Here is a 16,529-nt window from a genome sequence, read left to right as displayed (position 1 = left end):
CTACCGGGCGCAGGTTCATCGATTTGCTGGTTTGAGAGGCCTGCGCCTTGGGCAAACAAGATCAGAAACCGAGCGCAACTTCGAAGTCACGTCTGTCACCACGACAAACAGCGGCGATGCGCTTCTATGGCAAATGTCTAGTTATGCCACTAGCAACGCGGCGAGTGGGTTAAACTGACGTCGACGTCAGCGAAGAATCTGACCTGCATCGCGATCGCGACCGCGGGAAGTCGAGTACCGACCGGGGGGTCGTGGGGATGGAATACGGCAATTTCGTAGGTCGAATTGGAGCGCTCGCGGTCGCATTGGGCGTGGGATCAGCCATCGCCGCCCCGGCGGGAATCGCGTGGGCGAACCCCGACACGGCGACTGAATCACCGTCGGCGGAGGGCCAGGTTGCCGCTGGGAGCACCGGCGCCACCGAGCCATCCGCCGCGCAGCCCGGACCGACAGACGACTCACCACCGGACGCGACGTCGGCGACCACTGACGTCGACAAGGGTTCCTCGGAGACCGTCGAGGTGGCACCCGGCGTGACGGTGTCCTCCTCGGGTGGCGCCCAGTCGTCGACCCACGGTACTGGGTCGAACGCAAACGACGAGCCGACCGACGGCACCGCTGCCAAACCGGCAATCCCGCCGTCACACAACAAGTTCCGCGACAGCGCAAAGACGTCGACGACCGGTGTGTCGTCGGCCCCCGCCCCAAAGCCAACCACGTCGACCCTCGAGCACACCTCCAGCCGCGGCACTGCCACCGATGACGGTGTCGCCCCGTCGCTCTCGTCGATGAACGCGAAGGCACCAGCCGCCGGCGCCGTCACCGCGACGCAACTCTCGGTCTCGACGACGGCACCGACCATCGCGCCGCCGCCGGCACTGCGCCCCATCGAAACGACCATCACGTCGGTTCTGAGAAATGTTGTGGCGCCGGTGTTGTCGTCGTTCCTCGCGGCGCTGCAGCGCGGAGTGACGGAGTCTCCGCTCGCGTGGATGTTCCTCGCGGCAGCCCGCCGCGAAGTCGGGACGGAGGCGGTTACGGAAGTCGCACCGACCGCCATGCGGATGGCCGCTACCCAGGTCGTCGCGACGGCCGTCGTGAACCAGGCACCGACGGCGGTGGGCACGTTCTCGACGCCCAACCCGCTCACGGGTGCGGTGACGGGAAAGGTGGTCGCCACCGACCCAGAGGGCACGACGCCCACCATCACCCTGACTACCAAGCCGGCCCTCGGGACGCTGGTCTACAACACGACCGCGGCCACGTTCACCTATACCCCCACCGCGGCGCAGCGGATTCTTGCTGGAGCCAACCCGCAGTCCGGCACGATCGCCATGACCGTCACCGTCTCGGACGGCGTGAACAAGGTGCCCGTACAGATCAACATCCCCGTCTCGGCCGTCCTGATCGGCGTCCGCACCGACGTCGGCGGGGTGAGTGGAGCAGGTGCGGTCGCCGCCACCAATACCCGTGCCTACGTGGCGAACCGGGACGCGGGCACCGTCACCGTGATCGACACGGTCACCGCCACAGTGGTGGGCACCTACGCCGCGGGGGTCGCACCTGACGGCTTGGCCGTGAAGCAGGACGGCACGAGGCTCTACGTGTCCAGCTCGACCAAGAACACGGTGACGGTCCTCGACACGGCGACCGGAGCGGTCAAGGCCACCATCGCCGTCGCCAAGCCCACTGCGATCACCATGGCCCCCGGCGGCGCATCCGTGTACGTGACGAGCTACGACACGGCCAAGGTGCTGCGCATCAGCACCTCGACCAACACGGTCGCCACCACCACCACACTGCCCACCGGGTACCGCCCGACCGGTATCGCGGCCAGCCCCGACAACACACGGGTCTACGTCACCACCGACACGCCCACCGGCGGCACCGCGGTCCTGACCTTCGGGCCGACCTCCACGACAACTACTCAATTGGCGAAATTGGCCGGCAAGGCAACCGCGTTGACGGTCAGCCCGGACAACGGGAGGCTCTACGTCGGTACCCAAGACGGGGGCGTGTCGGTCATCGACACCAAAACCCGTGCCCTGATTGGAGTCATCCAGACCGGCGGGTTGCCCACCGCTGCGCTGGCCGTCAGCGGTGACGGCAGCACACTGATCGTGACCGATGCCGCCGGTCGCGTCGGTGCGTTCAACGCCGCGAACGGCGGATTGTTCGTCGCCATCGCCACTCGCCCGACGATGGACATCTCGCAAAGCCCAGGGTCCACCGTCAGCCCCGATGGCACCGAGCTGTACGTGACCGACCGCCCAGCCGGCGTCGTGCACGTCGTCTCGTTGACTGCGCCGAATGCGAATCCGGTGGCAGGGACCGCGACGAAGGGCGCCCCCAACGCGACCACGGGTGCTATCAGCGGAACCGTCGGCGTGACCGACCCCAACGGAGATCCGTTGAGTTACACCGTATCCGGGGCGCCGATCAGTGGAACCGTGGTCGTCGGCGCGAACGGCACGTTCACCTACACCCCGACCGCCGCTGCCCGGCACGCCGCCTCGACGGTCGGCGCGCCCTCGAGCGTCACCACCGACTCATTCACTGTGACCGTGACCGACGGCAGGCGCGGCGTCGTCACCACCAGGATCACGGTCGACGTCAGCCCGACGAACAAGGTGCCGACGGCGACCCTCGTGGTCGGCGCGCCGAACAGTTCGACGGGAGTCGTCACGGGCAGCGTCAAGGGCACCGACCTGGACAATGACGTCGTCAGCTATGCGCAGTCCGCCGCACCCACCAAGGGCACCGTCACGCTCACGGCCACAGGCGGTTTCACCTACACCCCGACGGCCGTCGCACGTCACGCCGCGCAGCAGCTCGGCGCGACCGCCGCCGACAAGCAGGACACCTTCACCATCGCGGTCAACGACGGGCACGGAGGCGTCGTCGCCACCTCGGTCACCGTGAGCATCAGCCCCACCAACGCCGCACCTACCGGCGGCAACGGCACGGTGACGCAAGTCAACTCGACCACGGGAGCGGTCACCGGGGTCCTGAGTGCAGTCGATCTCGACGGTGACAAATTGACGTTCACCTCAGCGACACCACAGAAGGGCACGCTGACAATCGGCGCCAACGGCGGCTTCACCTACACTCCGACGACCGCGGCGCGTGACGCCGCTTCCGCGCCGAACGCCGACCCGGCCACGAAGGCCGAGGCAATCGCGATCACCGTTGCCGACGGGTACGGCGGGACGGCTACGTTCACCCTGACCGCACCCATCACCCCGTACACGACCGGCAACCGCCCGCCAGTGACCGGCGTTGCGACCGTGAGCAGTTCATCGTCGGCGATCGGCACCGTCACGGGCACGGTGGTGGCAACCGACCCCGACGGTGACGCGCTGACCTACACGGTGATCGGCGGGCCGGCCAAGGGCGTCGTCAAGGTCAACGCCGTTACGGGCGCGTACACCTACACGCCCACGGTGGACGCCCGCTATACCGCGCTGGTGACTCCGGGCGTCGACACCGACGTGTTCACCGTGACGGTCAAGGATGCGCTTGGCGCGTCGACGACCGCCACGGTGTCGGTCACGATCGTGCCGCCGGCGGCGAACGCCATCGACCAGCGTGCGACCAGCGTCGCCATTCATGTGCCGGATCTGTTGTTCTACTCGCAGGCCGAGATCGACACCGCGTTGGACGCGCTGCAGTCCGTCGGCGTCACCGACATCCGCGTACTGGTGCCATGGGCGGCCGTCGAGCCCGTACAGGGATGGGCTGACTGGAGCGCGGTGGACCGCGTGATCAACAGCGCCGCCGCGCGCAACATCAAGGTGCTCGGCGTGCTCAACTCCACGCCGACGTGGGCGGCGGTACCGAACACGTACCCGCTGGCCGGAATGCCCAGCGACAACGCGCAATTCGCCGCGTTCGCGGGGCTCGCCGCCGCGCGCTACAAGGGCAAGGTCACGGCATGGGAGGTGTGGAACGAGCCCAATGCCGTCATGTTCTGGCAACCCGGGCCCAACGCCGCCCAGTACACCGCGCTGCTGAAGGCGGCCTACCCGGCGATCAAGGCTGCGGACCCCGACGCGGTCGTGGTCGCGGCAGCGGTGGGTGCGACGCTCGACTGGTTCGGCCTCACGGTGAACCCGGTGCGATTCGTCTCGGAGATGTACGACGCCGGCGCGGCGGGCTACTTCGACGCGCTGTCATTCCATCCGTACCAGTACACGACGCCCTTCACACAGGGTGGAATCTATTACGACTCGCCGCTCACTCAGGTCAACCGGATCCATGACCTGATGGTCGCCAACGGCGACGGCTACAAGAAGATCTGGGCGACGGAATACGGGGAGCCGTCCTCGGCCGCGGGCGACGCAAACCAGGCCGCGTATCTCGGCGACTTCTTGCGCGGATGGCGGACCCTGTCCTTCGCCGGGCCCGCGTTCATCCACACTCTCGTCGACAGGGCGGATGCAGACCCTGCCGAGGCATCGTTCGGCCTGTTCTACCCGGACTGGACACCGAAGCCGGCCGCCTCGACGGTGGAGGCCGTCATCGCCGAGAACAACGCCATCGAGGCGGCGCAGAACGTCCTGTAGGCGTCAGACGTTGTCGCGCAGGAAGGCGATGTCGTCCTTGCGGCCCTCGTCCGCGGTCTCGCAGATGACCGGCGCGTCGGCGGCCTTGACCACCGCTACCAGTAACTGAGGATCGATCTGGCCGGTGCCGAAGTTCGCGTGCCGGTCCGCGCCTGAGCCGGCGGCGTCGCGGGAGTCGTTGCAGTGCACCAGATCAATGCGCCCCGTGATGGCCTTGATGCGCTCGACGGCGTCGATGAGTGCCTCGCCTGCCGCCCAGGCGTGGCAGGTGTCCAGGCAGAAGCCGATGCCCTTGTCGCCGATGCGGTCCCACAGTCGGGCGATGGTGTCGAAGTGGCGCGCCATCGCATGGTCGCCACCGGCGGTGTTCTCGAGGTAGACGGGGACGTCGGTCTTGAGCTGGTCGAGCGCCTTGACCCACCGCTCGAACCCGGCCTCCATGTCCTTGTCGTCGGCGTGGCCGCCGTGCACGATCACGGCGGTGGCCCCGACCTCGGCCGCCGCGTCGCACGTGTCCTGGAGGATCTTGCGCGACGGGATGCGCACCCGGTTGTTGGCCGACGCGACGTTGATCAGGTACGGCGCGTGCACGTAGAGCGGGGTGGTCGACGCCTTCAGCACGTCGGCGTCCTCCCGTGGCTTCGGCTTCTTCCAACTCTGCGGGTCACCGAGGAAGAACTGCACGGCCTCGGCGCCGTCCGCGTCCGCGGCGGCCAGGGGATCTTCATTGTGAACATGCGAACCAATCAGCACGTGCCCCAGTCTAGGTCTGGGGTCCGACGGGTCCTAGCGGCGCCATTTGCTCTTGTCCACGGTGTAGAGAAAGGGCAGTACGAACACCGGAGACAGGTAGAACAGGTTGAACGTCCACCACCCTGCGACGCCGAACTCGGAGACGGCCATCCGCTCGGAGAAGTCGAGGCTCATCGCCATGGTGTACCCCACCCACAGGAACAGGTACAGCCAGGCGGACACCTTCATGAAGTGCAACCCCCAGGTACGCATCTGCATGAACGCCCACGCGCTGACCACCCGCATCGGCATGAGGATGAAGACCGCAAGGTACTGCCACATCTTCTCCGACGTGTTCGCCACGCCGCCCAACGCGCCGCTGTTGTAATCGAGAAAGAACGCACCGTCGAAGAAGCGCCCATAACCGGTGATGAACGTCTGACCGAGCACCGTGCTGTGCGCGAAGGTGTCAAAGGTCCACGGAGAGAAGTTGATCAAGCCGTCGACCATGCAGAAGGTTCCGATGATCGTGACCGCCCACGGCCGTGCGTTCGTGCCTGCCTTTACCGACTTGAACAACTTCCAGAGGGCGATGCCCAGCACGGCCGGTCCGATGGGCCCGAGGATCATCGTGCCCGACAGGATGCAACCGACGAGCAGCCATCCGTCGGCCTCCTCCACCCATCGCTTCGGCTCCGCAGGCGCCGTGGTGCCGGCGACGTCAATCATGTTCTCTCTCAGGACCATCCGAACCTCACTAGGATTGCGGGGAACATTGCCATGCATTCGACGAGCAGACCTACGAGGAGCAGGAAGCAGACCACGGTCAAGACCTTGTGTAGCAGCGGGGTCGACGTACGCGTCGACTCTTCCGCGGGCGGGCTGGATTCCGCGGGAACCAGGCGGCTACCGAGGAACCACCACACGCCGAGGATGGCCAAGTCGGCCACGACCATGCCTGCCAGTATCAGTCCATCGTGCAACATCGCGCGCCTACCCGTACTGCGTTGCCTGCAGCGACTGCACCGTCACGATGGTGACGATCCAGGCCGCGGCCAGAATGAAGAACAGCGCAACGGCTGCTCCTTTGGATGTTGGTATCTTCAACGCTCCTCCTCGACTCGCCGATCTGATGACCGGACTCGATCCTGTTTCTTCTCAATGTGATTGATGTGCGCCTTGAGTCCGGCAATGAGGATGTCGAGGGCCTCGGCGAACGTGTCGATGTCGGCCTGCCTGCGCGCTCGCCCCTCCAACGCCGCTCGGGAACCCAACCACAACCACGTCACGGCGCGGTACACCTTGTGCGCTTCGTCGAGGGTGAGGCCCTCGCGTTGCAACGCCTCCATGCCTTCTCGGCGGAGTTCGTTCGCCTTCGGTGAGCTCGCCGAGCGCACCATGATCGCGTCATCCAAGCCCGGGTAGCGGTCCATCAGCGCCTGAACGCCGAGCACCTGGGCCCGCAGTGCCAGCCACCCGTCGAGGGTTTCGGCGCCCATTCGCGGCGCCTCGTCGAGGACCCCCTCGACGACGAGGTTCAACAGTTCGTCGCGGCCGGAAACGTGTTTGTACAAGGCGCCGACCGAGACCTCCAGCTCGTCGGCCAGCGACCGCATCGTCAGCTCAGTCACGCGATTGCGCGCCAGCTTCAGCGCCGCGGCAACGATCACCCGCTCGTTCAGACGGTCCTTGCGAACCAGGGGCCTGCCAACCATACGCCGTATAGTAAACAGCGTTCGCCATGAAGCGCAAGAGGTCGCCGCACTGCTGCGCTCATTCGTCCGACGAAGCCTTGCGCTTCACGGGTGGCCCGCCACTTTCCGCCAATGAGCTGATGTAGTGGTTGATACGTCGTCGAGCGGCGTTCAAATCGGTGCTGGGATCCGCGGCCCACTCGTAGGCATATCCGCGTGCCATCGACAAGGTGAGGCTCGCAACCTCGGCCGGTTCGAATTGCGGTGAAAGTTCGCCCAGTGCAATGGCTTCGCGCGCTGAACTCTCAGCTTGTTCACGCAAGGCGGCGGTCTGCTCCCTCACCTGTGCAGCAGCCCACTTCGCTGTCGGCTCCAATGCCAACATTAGATATGCCCGCGCTTCATCGGGCGTCTGAATACAGCGGTACAGGGTGCAGTCCACGACCGCAGCAAGTCGCGCGAGTCCCCGCTTACCCTCGGTGGCCTTTCGAAACTCAACCCCATTCTTGTCGAGCACCCTGTCGAGCAACGCCGTCAGCAATCCCGCTTTCGACCCGAAGTGGTGGGTCGCCAAGCCGCGGCTATAGCCCGCCAACTCCCCGACTTCGGCGAGTGTCATTGCGGCGTAACCACCCTTACCAATCGCGTGAATGGCCACCTGACACATTAGGTCGATGGCATTCTCGCGCTGCGCTTCCCGCTTGCCGGCCATGCGATGTGCACTCCTCTATACGATTCCAGCGATGCTCTGCAGTGCCGTCATCCGACGTCCAAGGTGATCGGCAGGTACTCGACCATCCGGACGGCGATGTTGTCATACCGCGGCTCGTCGTCTCGGGTGATGCCATAACGAGGAAAACGTCGATGGAGTTCTTCGATTGCCAAGCGCAGTTCGAGCCGCGCGAGGTGCGAGCCCAGACATCGGTGCGTTCCGCTCGCGAATACCATGTGCACGTTGCGAGGTCTATCGAACTTGACGTCCATGGGACTCTCGGTGGCCGTTGGATCGACGTTGGCCGCAGACCAAATCGCGTGGATGGCTTCGCCCGCGTGGATCACTTCACCGCCTAGGTCGATGTCCTCGGTCGCGTACCGCGTGCCCGCGGGCACCGGCGATTCGTATCGCAGCAGCTCCTCCACCGCGGCCCGGATGGCCTCCGGGTTGCGCACCAAACGGTCCCGCTGTTCGGGGTGGCGTGCCAACCAGGCGAAGATGCACGACATCGAAGCAGTGACGGTGTCGAGGCCGGCGAACATCAGCAGAAACAGCATGTTCAACAACTCGAGTTGCGACACCGGCTCACCGTCAACAGTCCCCTGCATGAGAGCACCGAGCAGGTCATCGCGTGGCGGGTGCTCGCGACGCGCGTCGATGAGCGCGTTGAGGTACTCATAGAGCTTCGCACCGGCGACCGCCGCCGATGCCGTCTTCTCTTCTGCCGTATCTCCCTTCGCGTGGATCACCGCGTCCTTGAACTCGAGGAAGAAGGTGAGATCTTCGGTGGGCGCACCGAGCAGTCGCAAGAACGTCAGGCATGGCAAGGGAACGCAGAACCGGTCGTACAGGTCCACCGTCTTCTCGTGGCTGAAGCTATCGATCAGTTCACGCGCCAATGCGCGGAAGCTGGCTTCGAGTAGCGCCACACGCTTCGGCGCAAACAACGGGTCGAGGAGCTTCCGATACTTCACATGGCCGGGGCCGTCGAGTTCCAACGGAATGAGGGCGCTGTTGCTACCCAGTATCGACCCGCGGCCGCCTTGGCCGAGGACAGCGGGGTGGCGATTTACGGTCAGAATATCCGTGTAACGGTAGAGGTGGACGATTCCGTCGAGCCGCTCCATGCGGACGTCGTTGGCCTTTCGATGCCAAAAATGTTGGGGTTCACCGTCTCCTTTGACCTCCGTGAAGATCGGGGCCAGGCGCGAGTCGAACGGCGCAGCGGATGTCGTCATGACGGCAGCGCACCGATCTTCCCGCTCGTGCTTTCCTCCGCGTAGGTCAGGAACTGCAGCGGATTCACGCACATGAGTTGCTCGTCGATCACCGTCACCTTCCCGTCGGCGTGATGGAACGTGCCACTGGCCGAACACAACATCCAGATCTCCAGCCGGACACCCAACACTTGCACCCACGGGAAGAACGCCCGGCCGTGAGCGGCGATGTCGAGCACCAGCGTGCCGCGGCCAGAGGCGAGGACCAGGTTCCACTTGCAGGGAAGGGATAGCCCACTCCGGCGGTCGGACCAATGCTCCACGACCGTATTGGTGATCTGGCCCGATGCATAGGCAATGTCCTCGCCGTCGACGCGGACGAAGCCAAGATCAAGCCCTGGGCCCGGGTACCGGAAGAACCAGACCGAGATGTCGGGGTTGATCAACCAGTTCCAGTAAATGGGGTCGTAGGGTGCGTTGTTGCCGATGTTGTTGGTCTCCTTGCCGACCGTCATGTGCTCTCGGATCCCGTGCGCGGCAAAGGTATACGGCTTGCCGTCGACGGTGATCGTGCCAGCGACCTCGCTCATGACGTCATACCAAATCGGCACGACGGCCGCGTCGTCCGACTTTCCCCAGGGCCACAGCGGCGGATGCGTTGGGGTAAAGGTCAAGTCGAGATCCACGCCGGCGTGTTCGCCGCGGATATGCCACATGTCAGGCGTGGCCTTGTAGACGCGACCTCCTATCGACCACGAGACTGCCTCGTCGTCCGCGACGATGGTGAGATCGGAGCGAGCACGAAGTTGCGCCGCCTGAGCGCCGTTGGCGATGAAGGTGTGCTCGCTCAGCGCTCCGCGACGCTCGGACGGGACCATGATGAGCGTGGTCGCGTGTTCGACGGTCTGCCCGGTGTGCAGCCACTGCCCCCCTTCACGTCCAGAGATGATGCAGATGCGGGTCCACAACAGGAAGTCCATGCCGTCCGACGAACCGACGAAGGTGTACCCATTCTGTTGCCAGAACTCTTGGCCAGGCTCGGGGTGGCTGTATGACTCACCTTCTGCGGACAGGTCGACGTTCGTAAGATTCAGCGTCATTCGGAGGTCTCCTTGAAATGCCCGTTCGGCTGTCGCGGCACGGCCGAGAGGACGGCCGTTGCGGGAACATTCGGCGTAGTAATCCGGCCACGTGCACGCAGGTAGACGTCGTCGATCTTGCGTTCGCCGACGTCGACGCCGCGTGTGATGACGCCGTCTTCGATTCGCACGACCATGACGTACTCGTAACTGACCCGTTCGCCGGTGTTGCGGATCAAGCGGTGGCATCTGGTGTGAACGGCCACGAGTTCGTCGCCGAAGGCCACGCAGTCGAGCAGTTCCTCGCCCCGCTCATCAGGCTCCATGAATTGCGCTGCCTCACGGGATATTTCAAAGACCGCCTGTTTGCCCAGCGCCAACTGCAGATTGCCGTGAGAGCTCGTTCCGCAGTAGCTCACATCGTCGGCGAAAAGCGTGTCCCACCCACCCTCGAGGTAGCCGTCCATCGCAATGGGGTCGGCGCTCGCATCGGCTCGCTCGAACAGTCCGCGTACCAGGGCGACGTTGGGGTGGACGTCGGTCATGCGGAACCAGACTTCAACGCGCCGAAGGAGTCGACGTTCCCGCGCTCTCCGGGCGCACGTTCTATGACGTTGTCGGCCCCGCGACGCAGTTCGGGAATGTAGGGCACCTTCCGGTTGGTCGACTGCCGATCCCCGATTCGGCGAGGCGCCATTCTTCCCGCGGCATCGACCCTGAAACCCAGCAAGTCGAGTTCTTCAGGCGACAGGCCTTCGTACACGTCGTCGTGCAAGGACTGCAGGAAGTTGTCGATGGGCTTGACCCAGCTCTGCCCCCAGATGCATCCCACCGAGTACCGCACCTTCTCAGAGGACGACGCTCCGGATTGGTGCCAGATACGGCCCTCCCACGAGAACATGTCCCCCGCCTCGCACACGATGGGAAGGGTTTCTGCCTCCTGGACGCTGTGTGCACCACTATTCGGATCGAACACGAGCTCGGGCGGTGGGCCCAGGTGACTCTTCGGGACGACCCGCGTGGCCCCCATGTCCTCGTCGAAGTCGCTCAAGCAGAAGAAGAAGTTGAGAAAGACCGGCGTCGCGGTGGCCACGGGTACCCACTGCTGGTCGGTGTGCACGGTCATGGCTTCACAACCGTGGCGCTGGATGATTCCCGACGTCGAGGACAGCTGGTACGGAACGCCGCCGAACGCGTGCGCGCAGTACTCGTGGACCAACGGATTCTTCAGGATCAGGTCCATGAAGATCCGCCCCTTGTTCACCAGCATCGTGACGTTCTGCCAGGCCGGCAGTCGACCGTCCGCCCCGCCGTACCACGTGGTTCCGGTGAAACTCTGGTTGCTGACAAGCGCCACATCGTATTTGCGTTCCAGCTCGGCTTGCTCGTCGAGGCGTTCTTTTAGCGCCTCTACTTGTTCGCGGGTGAGCACGTTCTCGTGGACCACCAGTCCGTACTCATCGAGCGTGGCCTTACCGGCGGCAATGTCCGTCACCGGGGCGGGCATGGTGATCACATCCGACGACGCGGGTGCCGTCTCCAGGTCGTAGGTCATCTGAAACCTTCCAAGGCTCGAAAGCGTTGCTGGCGAGGTGAATTAGGCCATCTGCCGGCGGCCGGTACCTGAGTTGCGAAGTGCTCCGCGTAGCCACGGGCGGTGATCGACGAGATATAGATACGGAATCATCAGAATGGGGCCGATGATGTAGACGCCGTTGAACACGAACATCCCTACTACCCCGAGCGATCCGCTGAAGCGATTCTCCGAGTCGACCACGGAGTTGGCCACCCAGATCACCCAGTACACCACCATCATCCAAGTCGATGTGATCATCCAGCCCAACGCCCACGGCTTCATCTTGAGGAAGCCCCACGCCGCAGCCAGCCGGCATGGCCATACCAGCAGCACCGCTGCGATGATCAACGCCTTCTCCCCGGGGCTGTTGACCCCACCGAGGATCACACCGCCGACGTCGGTGCTGTTGATGTGGTTGATGTATCCGCCGTCGAACAGTCGGCCGTAGGTCATTTCGGCGGTGTGGGTGATGATGGCGCGCCCGGCGAACAGGTCGATGGACCACCCGATGAAGTTGGCGGCCGAGTCTCCGATCGCGAAGCCTCCGACCAGCGCCACGTGCCACGGGATCGTGGGGATTGCGCCTTGTCGTTCGGCACGTCGGCTTTGCAGCCAGCCCCAAATGACGAGCGGAATACCGACCGGGCCAAGAAATACGGTGCCCATTAACAGCACGCCGGCAAAGAATACGAGCTCTCCTCGACGGTGTTTCTTTTGGAGCGCCGCATTGAACACTTCGGTGTCGCTCGCTGTGTTGCCTGTTCGGCTCAACAATTCATCGGTCACGGTACTTGCCATCCCCACGTTGCGACTCCGTACGGCATGAGCACTGCCCCCTCGATGAGTATTCCCACGGATACGACCAACGCGACGATCATGGTCAATTTGACGACCGCGGGGAAATTTCCCCACGTGGGATCTCTTCGCCAATTCGTCGCAAAGGCAGGCGACCCGTCGACCTGGTTGTCCTCTGCCGGTTCGGCATCAGTGAACGAACTGACCTCTGGTGACGGCATCATGCGGCGATCGCCGAGCAGCGCCATGAGCTTCCACCAAAAGAGCAGGATGGCGACGTCGACGACCACCAGCAAGAGGTAGTCGGGTATGTCGGAAAGTCGAATCATCGGTGACCGCCTATCGTTCGCCTAGTTTCAGAAGGGATTGGCCGGGCCGGGCCCAAAGCTGACAATCATGGCGACGACAAAGAACGCGAACATCAGCGCGAAATAGCTACCGACGAATATCCATACCCCGCGGACGCGGTCTTTGTACTCCTGCGAATCATCGGGCATCGTTGCTCCTTGGTCAGATCGCACTAGCGCGTGGGGCAGGCATTTAACGAAGGTGAGTTGATGTTCATGAGAACCCCGCGCCGAACACCTTATGGCTAGTTCGCTTACCGTATGACAAGTGAACAGTGGAGTCAATGCTTGTCGTGAAACAAGCCAACTTGAGTTTCGCCAGCATCCGGGCGAGTGCCGCTGCACATCGCCCGGCCATCTTCACTGCAATCGATGCCTGACCATCGGAAGGCGTCAGTCATGACGAAACATGGTCGCGCTCAAGGTATCCGACGGCCAACATGGCCGCATCTACACAACGCAGCACTCAATTGCGGTACCAGTCGACCGCGGGCGAATCCGACGAGCGACGGTTCGATCAGCGCGACAGGATCGACACCGTCGATGCGCCAGGCGCGCCGTAGAGGTGTGTGTAGCCGACCCGCGGATCGTTGGGCACCTGCCGCTCGCCCGCCCGACCTTGCAGCTGGAGCACGATCTCGTACACCTGGCGCAGGCCCGACGCGCCGATCGGCTCGCCGTTGGCAATCAACCCGCCATCGGTGTTGACGGGCAGGCGGCCACCGATCTCTGTGTCGCCATCAGCAATCCACTTCTCCTGCTCCCCATCGGCACAGAAGCCGTTCTCCGCCATGTGAATCAGCTCGGATCCCGCGTCGGTATCCTGCAGCTGCGCTACGTCGACGTCCTCCGGCCCCAGACCGGCGAATTCGTAGGCCGCACGGGAGGCATCGACGGTGGGACTGGGTGCGCTGGTCAATGGCAGTGAGGGACTTTGCAATTCGAAGGCGCCCTCACGCCGCGTACGAAGCTCGGCCGCACGCACGAAGATCGGGGTGGACGTGAATTGGTGCGCGATGTCTGCGCGGCACAACACCACGGCCGCACCTCCCTCGTCGGGATTGCAATACATGTACCGGGTCAATGGGTAGTTGACCACTTCGGAGTTCAAGATCTCCTCGTAGCCAACGGCCTTGCGCCGCCAGGCGTGCGGGTTGATCGCGCCGTTGGCAAGGTTCTTCGCGGCGATGCGCGCGAGCGACTCGGCGGAAACCCCGTGGTCGTGCATGTAGCGGTTGATCTTGGTGCCGAAGAAGTGGGTCGTGAGGAACATCCCCGTCTGCCCGTACCAACTCGGCAACCCGACCACCGATGGGTCCGCCGCGAAGGCGCCACGGGGGTGCTTGTCCATGCCGATCGCCATGGCGACGTCGGCCTCCCCGTGGCGAATGGCCTGCACGGCCATCTGCAGCGAGACGCCTCCGGTCGCGCATCCGTTGAACACGCCGCGCACCGGGATACCGGTCAAACCGAGCCAACTCACCACCGCATCGGGATTGGACACCTCGTAGCTGCCCACGAAGGCCGACTGCACGCGGTTCCAATCCGTGCCTGCGTCGGCGAGCGCGGCTTGGGCCGCTTCAGCACCCATTTGGAGGGCGAGCTTGTCGCCGTGGCGACCGAACGGGTGTAGCCCCACACCGACAATGGCGACATCCGTCATGGTCATTTCCCTTCTACAGGCGCGAATGCGTAGGTGAGCACCTCGGTGCCGTCCGGACGCGTGGTGTACGGCACGATCCGCAGTTCCATCGGCTGGCCGACGGTCAGCTTGTTCGGATCCGACTCCGTGAACCGGGCCTGGACGAGGCACTGGCCGGCGAGCTCGACATATCCGAGGGCGTAGGGCACGAAGGTCTCCGCCGTGTCATCGCCGTCGTAGGGCGGCGATGGCGGCCGGAACTGCTGAGTGGTGAACCCCCACAGGGTCCCTCTCGGCTCGAGCAGCACTTCGGTTTCACCCTGGCGGGCGGGAAAGGAATACCGGCCGTCGCGTTCCGAGCCGATGAGGCGTGGCTCCTCGGAGGGCCACGTGAACAGGCCCTCTGCCACAGGTTGCTGGCTGGCACTCAACGCCGTACCTCTTTCACAGATGCTAGGGCTGGTGGGCGTGGCCGCACCGCGTAGATGGTTAATATCTAAATGATTAAGCCAGTGCAAGGATGTGTAGTCAAGCACGCATCCTCCGTAGTGTGCTTGACATCACGTTACAGCGTAAGGTTAAGTGGCGAGCAGCGTTTACCACTGATCAGTGCGGTCGCGTGAGGGCGGCCGCTCCTTCGCGTGGGTCGCATTCACTGAACAGAAGGGACAACCCATGGACGGTAGCTACGAAGGCCGGCTTTTCATCGACGGTGAGTTTCGGGAAGCCCGCTCCGGTAAGCGCTTCGACGTACTCAGCCCAGCCGACGAGTCGGTCGTCGGCGCCGCCGCAGATGCGTCCCTCGAGGACGTCGACGACGCCATCACCGCGGCCCGGCGCGCCGCCGACGAGACCGACTGGTCCACCAACCACGAGTTCCGTCGGCGCTGCCTCGAGCAGCTGCAGCTCGGCCTTCGCAAGGAGACCGACGACATTCGCAAGCTGGTGACTGCCGAAGCCGGCGTCGCATCGTCGGTGATCGTCACCCACGTCGACTTCTGGATCGACGGCATGGACTACTTCAACGACCTGTGCACGTCATTCCCGTGGGAGTCGGACCTGCCCCCATACGAGATCATGGGAATGCCAAGCAATCACAAGGTCCGCTACGAGCCCTACGGCGTCGTCGGCGCGATCACCCCGTGGAATGCACCGTTCATGACGGCGATCTGGAAGGTGCACCACGCACTGGCCACCGGCAACACCGTGGTGCTCAAGAGCGCTCCCGACACACCACTCACCGCCGCGCTACTCGCGCGAATCGCCGCCGAGACCACCGACATCCCTGCCGGTGTCATCAATACCCTGAGCGCCAGGGACAAGGGCGTCGTCGGCGACGCCATGACGGCCGATCAGCGCATCAACCTGTTCCACTTCACCGGCTCGGCCGCGGTCGGCCAGCGCATCGCCGAGCGCGCCGCGAACGGCATTCGTCATACGGTGCTCGAACTGGGCGGCAAGTCGGCGAACGTACTGCTGCCCGACGCGAACCTCGACATGGCCTGCGGACTCGGCGTGGCAATGTGCATGTCCAGCAGCGGCCAAGGCTGCGCGCTGGCGACCCGCATGATCGTGCACGCCGACATCTACGACGAAGTGCTCGAGCGGCTCACCAACCTGGTGGGGAATCTGCCGTGGGGCGATCCGACCGATCCTGGCAACGTGGTGGGCCCCATCATCCGGGCCGAGCAACTCGATCGCATGGAGGGCCTCGTCAACCGCGCTCGTGACGCCGGTGCGCGCATCCTGTGCGGCGGCAAACGTGGCGACGTCAACGGCAAGGGCTTCTGGTATGAGCCCACCGTGGTAGCCGACGTCGACGAGAACTCGGAGATCGCACAAACCGAGGTCTTCGGGCCGGTGCTCAGCGTGATCCGCTACGACGGTGACGACGACGAAGCGGTCCGGGTGGCCAACAACTCGAAGTTCGGGTTGTCCGGATACGTGCAGTCGGCGAACGAGGACCGGGCGTGGGCGGTCGCCCGCAAGCTCAAGGCGGGCACGGTGAACATCAACAACTCGTTCTATCTGGCGCCCGACGCACCGTTCGGCGGCTTCGGCATCAGCGGCGACGGCGTGGAGCACGGAATCGAAGGCTTCCGTGAGTACCTTCGCATCAAGACCATCGCCAGCCCGGTCGGCTGACCATCACCCGAAGGAAGTACGA

16 protein-coding genes are annotated in these 16,529 nt (G+C 64.3%); 2 read left to right on the top strand and 14 right to left on the bottom strand.

What is annotated here, in order from left to right:
• Nucleotides 1-311: 311 nt before the first annotated feature.
• The gene (locus N536_RS40860) at nt 312-4,565 is read left to right on the top strand and encodes an Ig-like domain-containing protein (RefSeq protein WP_197040213.1); all 4,254 of its coding nucleotides are present in this window, start codon (nt 312-314) and stop codon (nt 4,563-4,565) included.
• A gap of 3 nt (nt 4,566-4,568) precedes the next feature.
• Here the strand turns inward: N536_RS40860 and N536_RS0122935 are convergent, their stop codons facing one another.
• The 14 genes from N536_RS0122935 to N536_RS0122865 all read right to left on the bottom strand — a co-directional run bounded on the left by N536_RS0122935 (nt 4,569) and on the right by N536_RS0122865 (nt 14,772).
• Nucleotides 4,569-5,318: a deoxyribonuclease IV gene (locus N536_RS0122935; protein WP_029115750.1), complete on the bottom strand. Its 750-nt coding sequence runs from the start codon at nt 5,316-5,318 to the stop codon at nt 4,569-4,571.
• Between the two features lie 33 nt (nt 5,319-5,351).
• Nucleotides 5,352-6,026, bottom strand: coding sequence for a hypothetical protein (locus N536_RS0122930; protein WP_036437319.1), 675 nt, complete (start codon nt 6,024-6,026; stop codon nt 5,352-5,354).
• Nucleotides 6,027-6,034: 8 nt separating this feature from the next.
• Nucleotides 6,035-6,283 (bottom strand): hypothetical protein, encoded by a 249-nt coding sequence (locus N536_RS0122925; RefSeq protein ID WP_029115748.1) that lies wholly within the window; start codon nt 6,281-6,283, stop codon nt 6,035-6,037.
• Between the two features lie 117 nt (nt 6,284-6,400).
• A complete protein-coding gene (locus N536_RS39235; protein ID WP_051574706.1) occupies nt 6,401-7,012 on the bottom strand; it encodes a TetR/AcrR family transcriptional regulator in 612 nt (203 codons plus the stop codon).
• Between the two features lie 58 nt (nt 7,013-7,070).
• Nucleotides 7,071-7,703: a TetR/AcrR family transcriptional regulator gene (locus N536_RS40855; RefSeq protein ID WP_051574705.1), complete on the bottom strand. Its 633-nt coding sequence runs from the start codon at nt 7,701-7,703 to the stop codon at nt 7,071-7,073.
• 47 nt (nt 7,704-7,750) lie between these two features.
• Nucleotides 7,751-8,944 carry a cytochrome P450 gene (locus N536_RS0122905; protein ID WP_029115747.1) on the bottom strand — a complete coding sequence of 398 codons (1,194 nt, stop codon included), beginning with the start codon at nt 8,942-8,944 and terminating at the stop codon, nt 7,751-7,753.
• Nucleotides 8,941-10,023, bottom strand: coding sequence for a hypothetical protein (locus N536_RS0122900; protein WP_029115746.1), 1,083 nt, complete (start codon nt 10,021-10,023; stop codon nt 8,941-8,943). The genes N536_RS0122905 and N536_RS0122900 overlap by 4 nt, the downstream gene beginning before the upstream one ends.
• Nucleotides 10,020-10,547, bottom strand: a complete 528-nt coding sequence (locus tag N536_RS0122895; RefSeq protein ID WP_029115745.1) for a nuclear transport factor 2 family protein — start codon at nt 10,545-10,547, stop codon at nt 10,020-10,022. Before N536_RS0122895 ends, N536_RS0122900 begins: the two co-directional genes overlap by 4 nt.
• On the bottom strand, nt 10,544-11,557 hold the full coding sequence (locus N536_RS0122890) for a phytanoyl-CoA dioxygenase family protein (RefSeq protein ID WP_029115744.1): 1,014 nt from the start codon (nt 11,555-11,557) through the stop codon (nt 10,544-10,546). Before N536_RS0122890 ends, N536_RS0122895 begins: the two co-directional genes overlap by 4 nt.
• Nucleotides 11,558-11,599: 42 nt before the next feature.
• The gene (locus tag N536_RS39225) at nt 11,600-12,244 is read right to left on the bottom strand and encodes a hypothetical protein (RefSeq protein ID WP_051574704.1); all 645 of its coding nucleotides are present in this window, start codon (nt 12,242-12,244) and stop codon (nt 11,600-11,602) included.
• A gap of 116 nt (nt 12,245-12,360) precedes the next feature.
• On the bottom strand, nt 12,361-12,702 hold the full coding sequence (locus N536_RS0122880; protein ID WP_029115743.1) for a hypothetical protein: 342 nt from the start codon (nt 12,700-12,702) through the stop codon (nt 12,361-12,363).
• Between the two features lie 27 nt (nt 12,703-12,729).
• A complete protein-coding gene (locus N536_RS42290; protein ID WP_155948695.1) occupies nt 12,730-12,870 on the bottom strand; it encodes a hypothetical protein in 141 nt (46 codons plus the stop codon).
• Nucleotides 12,871-13,237: 367 nt separating this feature from the next.
• Complete coding sequence (locus tag N536_RS0122870; protein WP_029115742.1) at nt 13,238-14,383, bottom strand: thiolase family protein; 1,146 nt, start codon at nt 14,381-14,383, stop codon at nt 13,238-13,240.
• 2 nt (nt 14,384-14,385) lie between these two features.
• A complete protein-coding gene (locus N536_RS0122865) occupies nt 14,386-14,772 on the bottom strand; it encodes a Zn-ribbon domain-containing OB-fold protein (RefSeq protein WP_081809345.1) in 387 nt (128 codons plus the stop codon).
• A 265-nt stretch (nt 14,773-15,037) separates the two neighbouring features.
• Between N536_RS0122865 and N536_RS0122860 the strand changes: the two genes are divergently transcribed.
• Complete coding sequence (locus N536_RS0122860; RefSeq protein WP_029115740.1) at nt 15,038-16,507, top strand: aldehyde dehydrogenase family protein; 1,470 nt, start codon at nt 15,038-15,040, stop codon at nt 16,505-16,507.
• Nucleotides 16,508-16,529 lie beyond the last annotated feature (22 nt).

It is taken from the genome of Mycobacterium sp. URHB0044, assembly GCF_000620625.1.
Lineage (GTDB): Bacteria > Actinomycetota > Actinomycetes > Mycobacteriales > Mycobacteriaceae > Mycobacterium.
The sequence above is the reverse complement of the archived record's forward strand: the minus strand, read 5'-3'. Positions and strand labels throughout refer to the sequence as shown.

Bases quoted from the DNA above. Each gene is read 5' to 3' on its own strand.
- N536_RS0122930 (WP_036437319.1), bottom strand. From the start codon at position 6,026: ATGATTGACGTCGCCGGCACCACGGCGCCTGCGGAGCCGAAGCGATGG.
- N536_RS0122925 (WP_029115748.1), bottom strand. From the start codon at position 6,283: ATGTTGCACGATGGACTGATACTGGCAGGCATGGTCGTGGCCGACTTG.
- N536_RS39235 (WP_051574706.1), bottom strand. From the start codon at position 7,012: ATGGTTGGCAGGCCCCTGGTTCGCAAGGACCGTCTGAACGAGCGGGTG.
- N536_RS40855 (WP_051574705.1), bottom strand. From the start codon at position 7,703: ATGGCCGGCAAGCGGGAAGCGCAGCGCGAGAATGCCATCGACCTAATG.
- N536_RS0122905 (WP_029115747.1), bottom strand. From the start codon at position 8,944: ATGACGACATCCGCTGCGCCGTTCGACTCGCGCCTGGCCCCGATCTTC.
- N536_RS0122900 (WP_029115746.1), bottom strand. From the start codon at position 10,023: ATGACGCTGAATCTTACGAACGTCGACCTGTCCGCAGAAGGTGAGTCA.
- N536_RS0122895 (WP_029115745.1), bottom strand. From the start codon at position 10,547: ATGACCGACGTCCACCCCAACGTCGCCCTGGTACGCGGACTGTTCGAG.
- N536_RS0122890 (WP_029115744.1), bottom strand. From the start codon at position 11,557: ATGACCTACGACCTGGAGACGGCACCCGCGTCGTCGGATGTGATCACC.
- N536_RS39225 (WP_051574704.1), bottom strand. From the start codon at position 12,244: ATGGGCACCGTATTTCTTGGCCCGGTCGGTATTCCGCTCGTCATTTGG.
- N536_RS0122880 (WP_029115743.1), bottom strand. From the start codon at position 12,702: ATGATTCGACTTTCCGACATACCCGACTACCTCTTGCTGGTGGTCGTC.
- N536_RS42290 (WP_155948695.1), bottom strand. From the start codon at position 12,870: ATGCCCGATGATTCGCAGGAGTACAAAGACCGCGTCCGCGGGGTATGG.
- N536_RS0122870 (WP_029115742.1), bottom strand. From the start codon at position 14,383: ATGACGGATGTCGCCATTGTCGGTGTGGGGCTACACCCGTTCGGTCGC.
- N536_RS0122860 (WP_029115740.1), top strand. From the start codon at position 15,038: ATGGACGGTAGCTACGAAGGCCGGCTTTTCATCGACGGTGAGTTTCGG.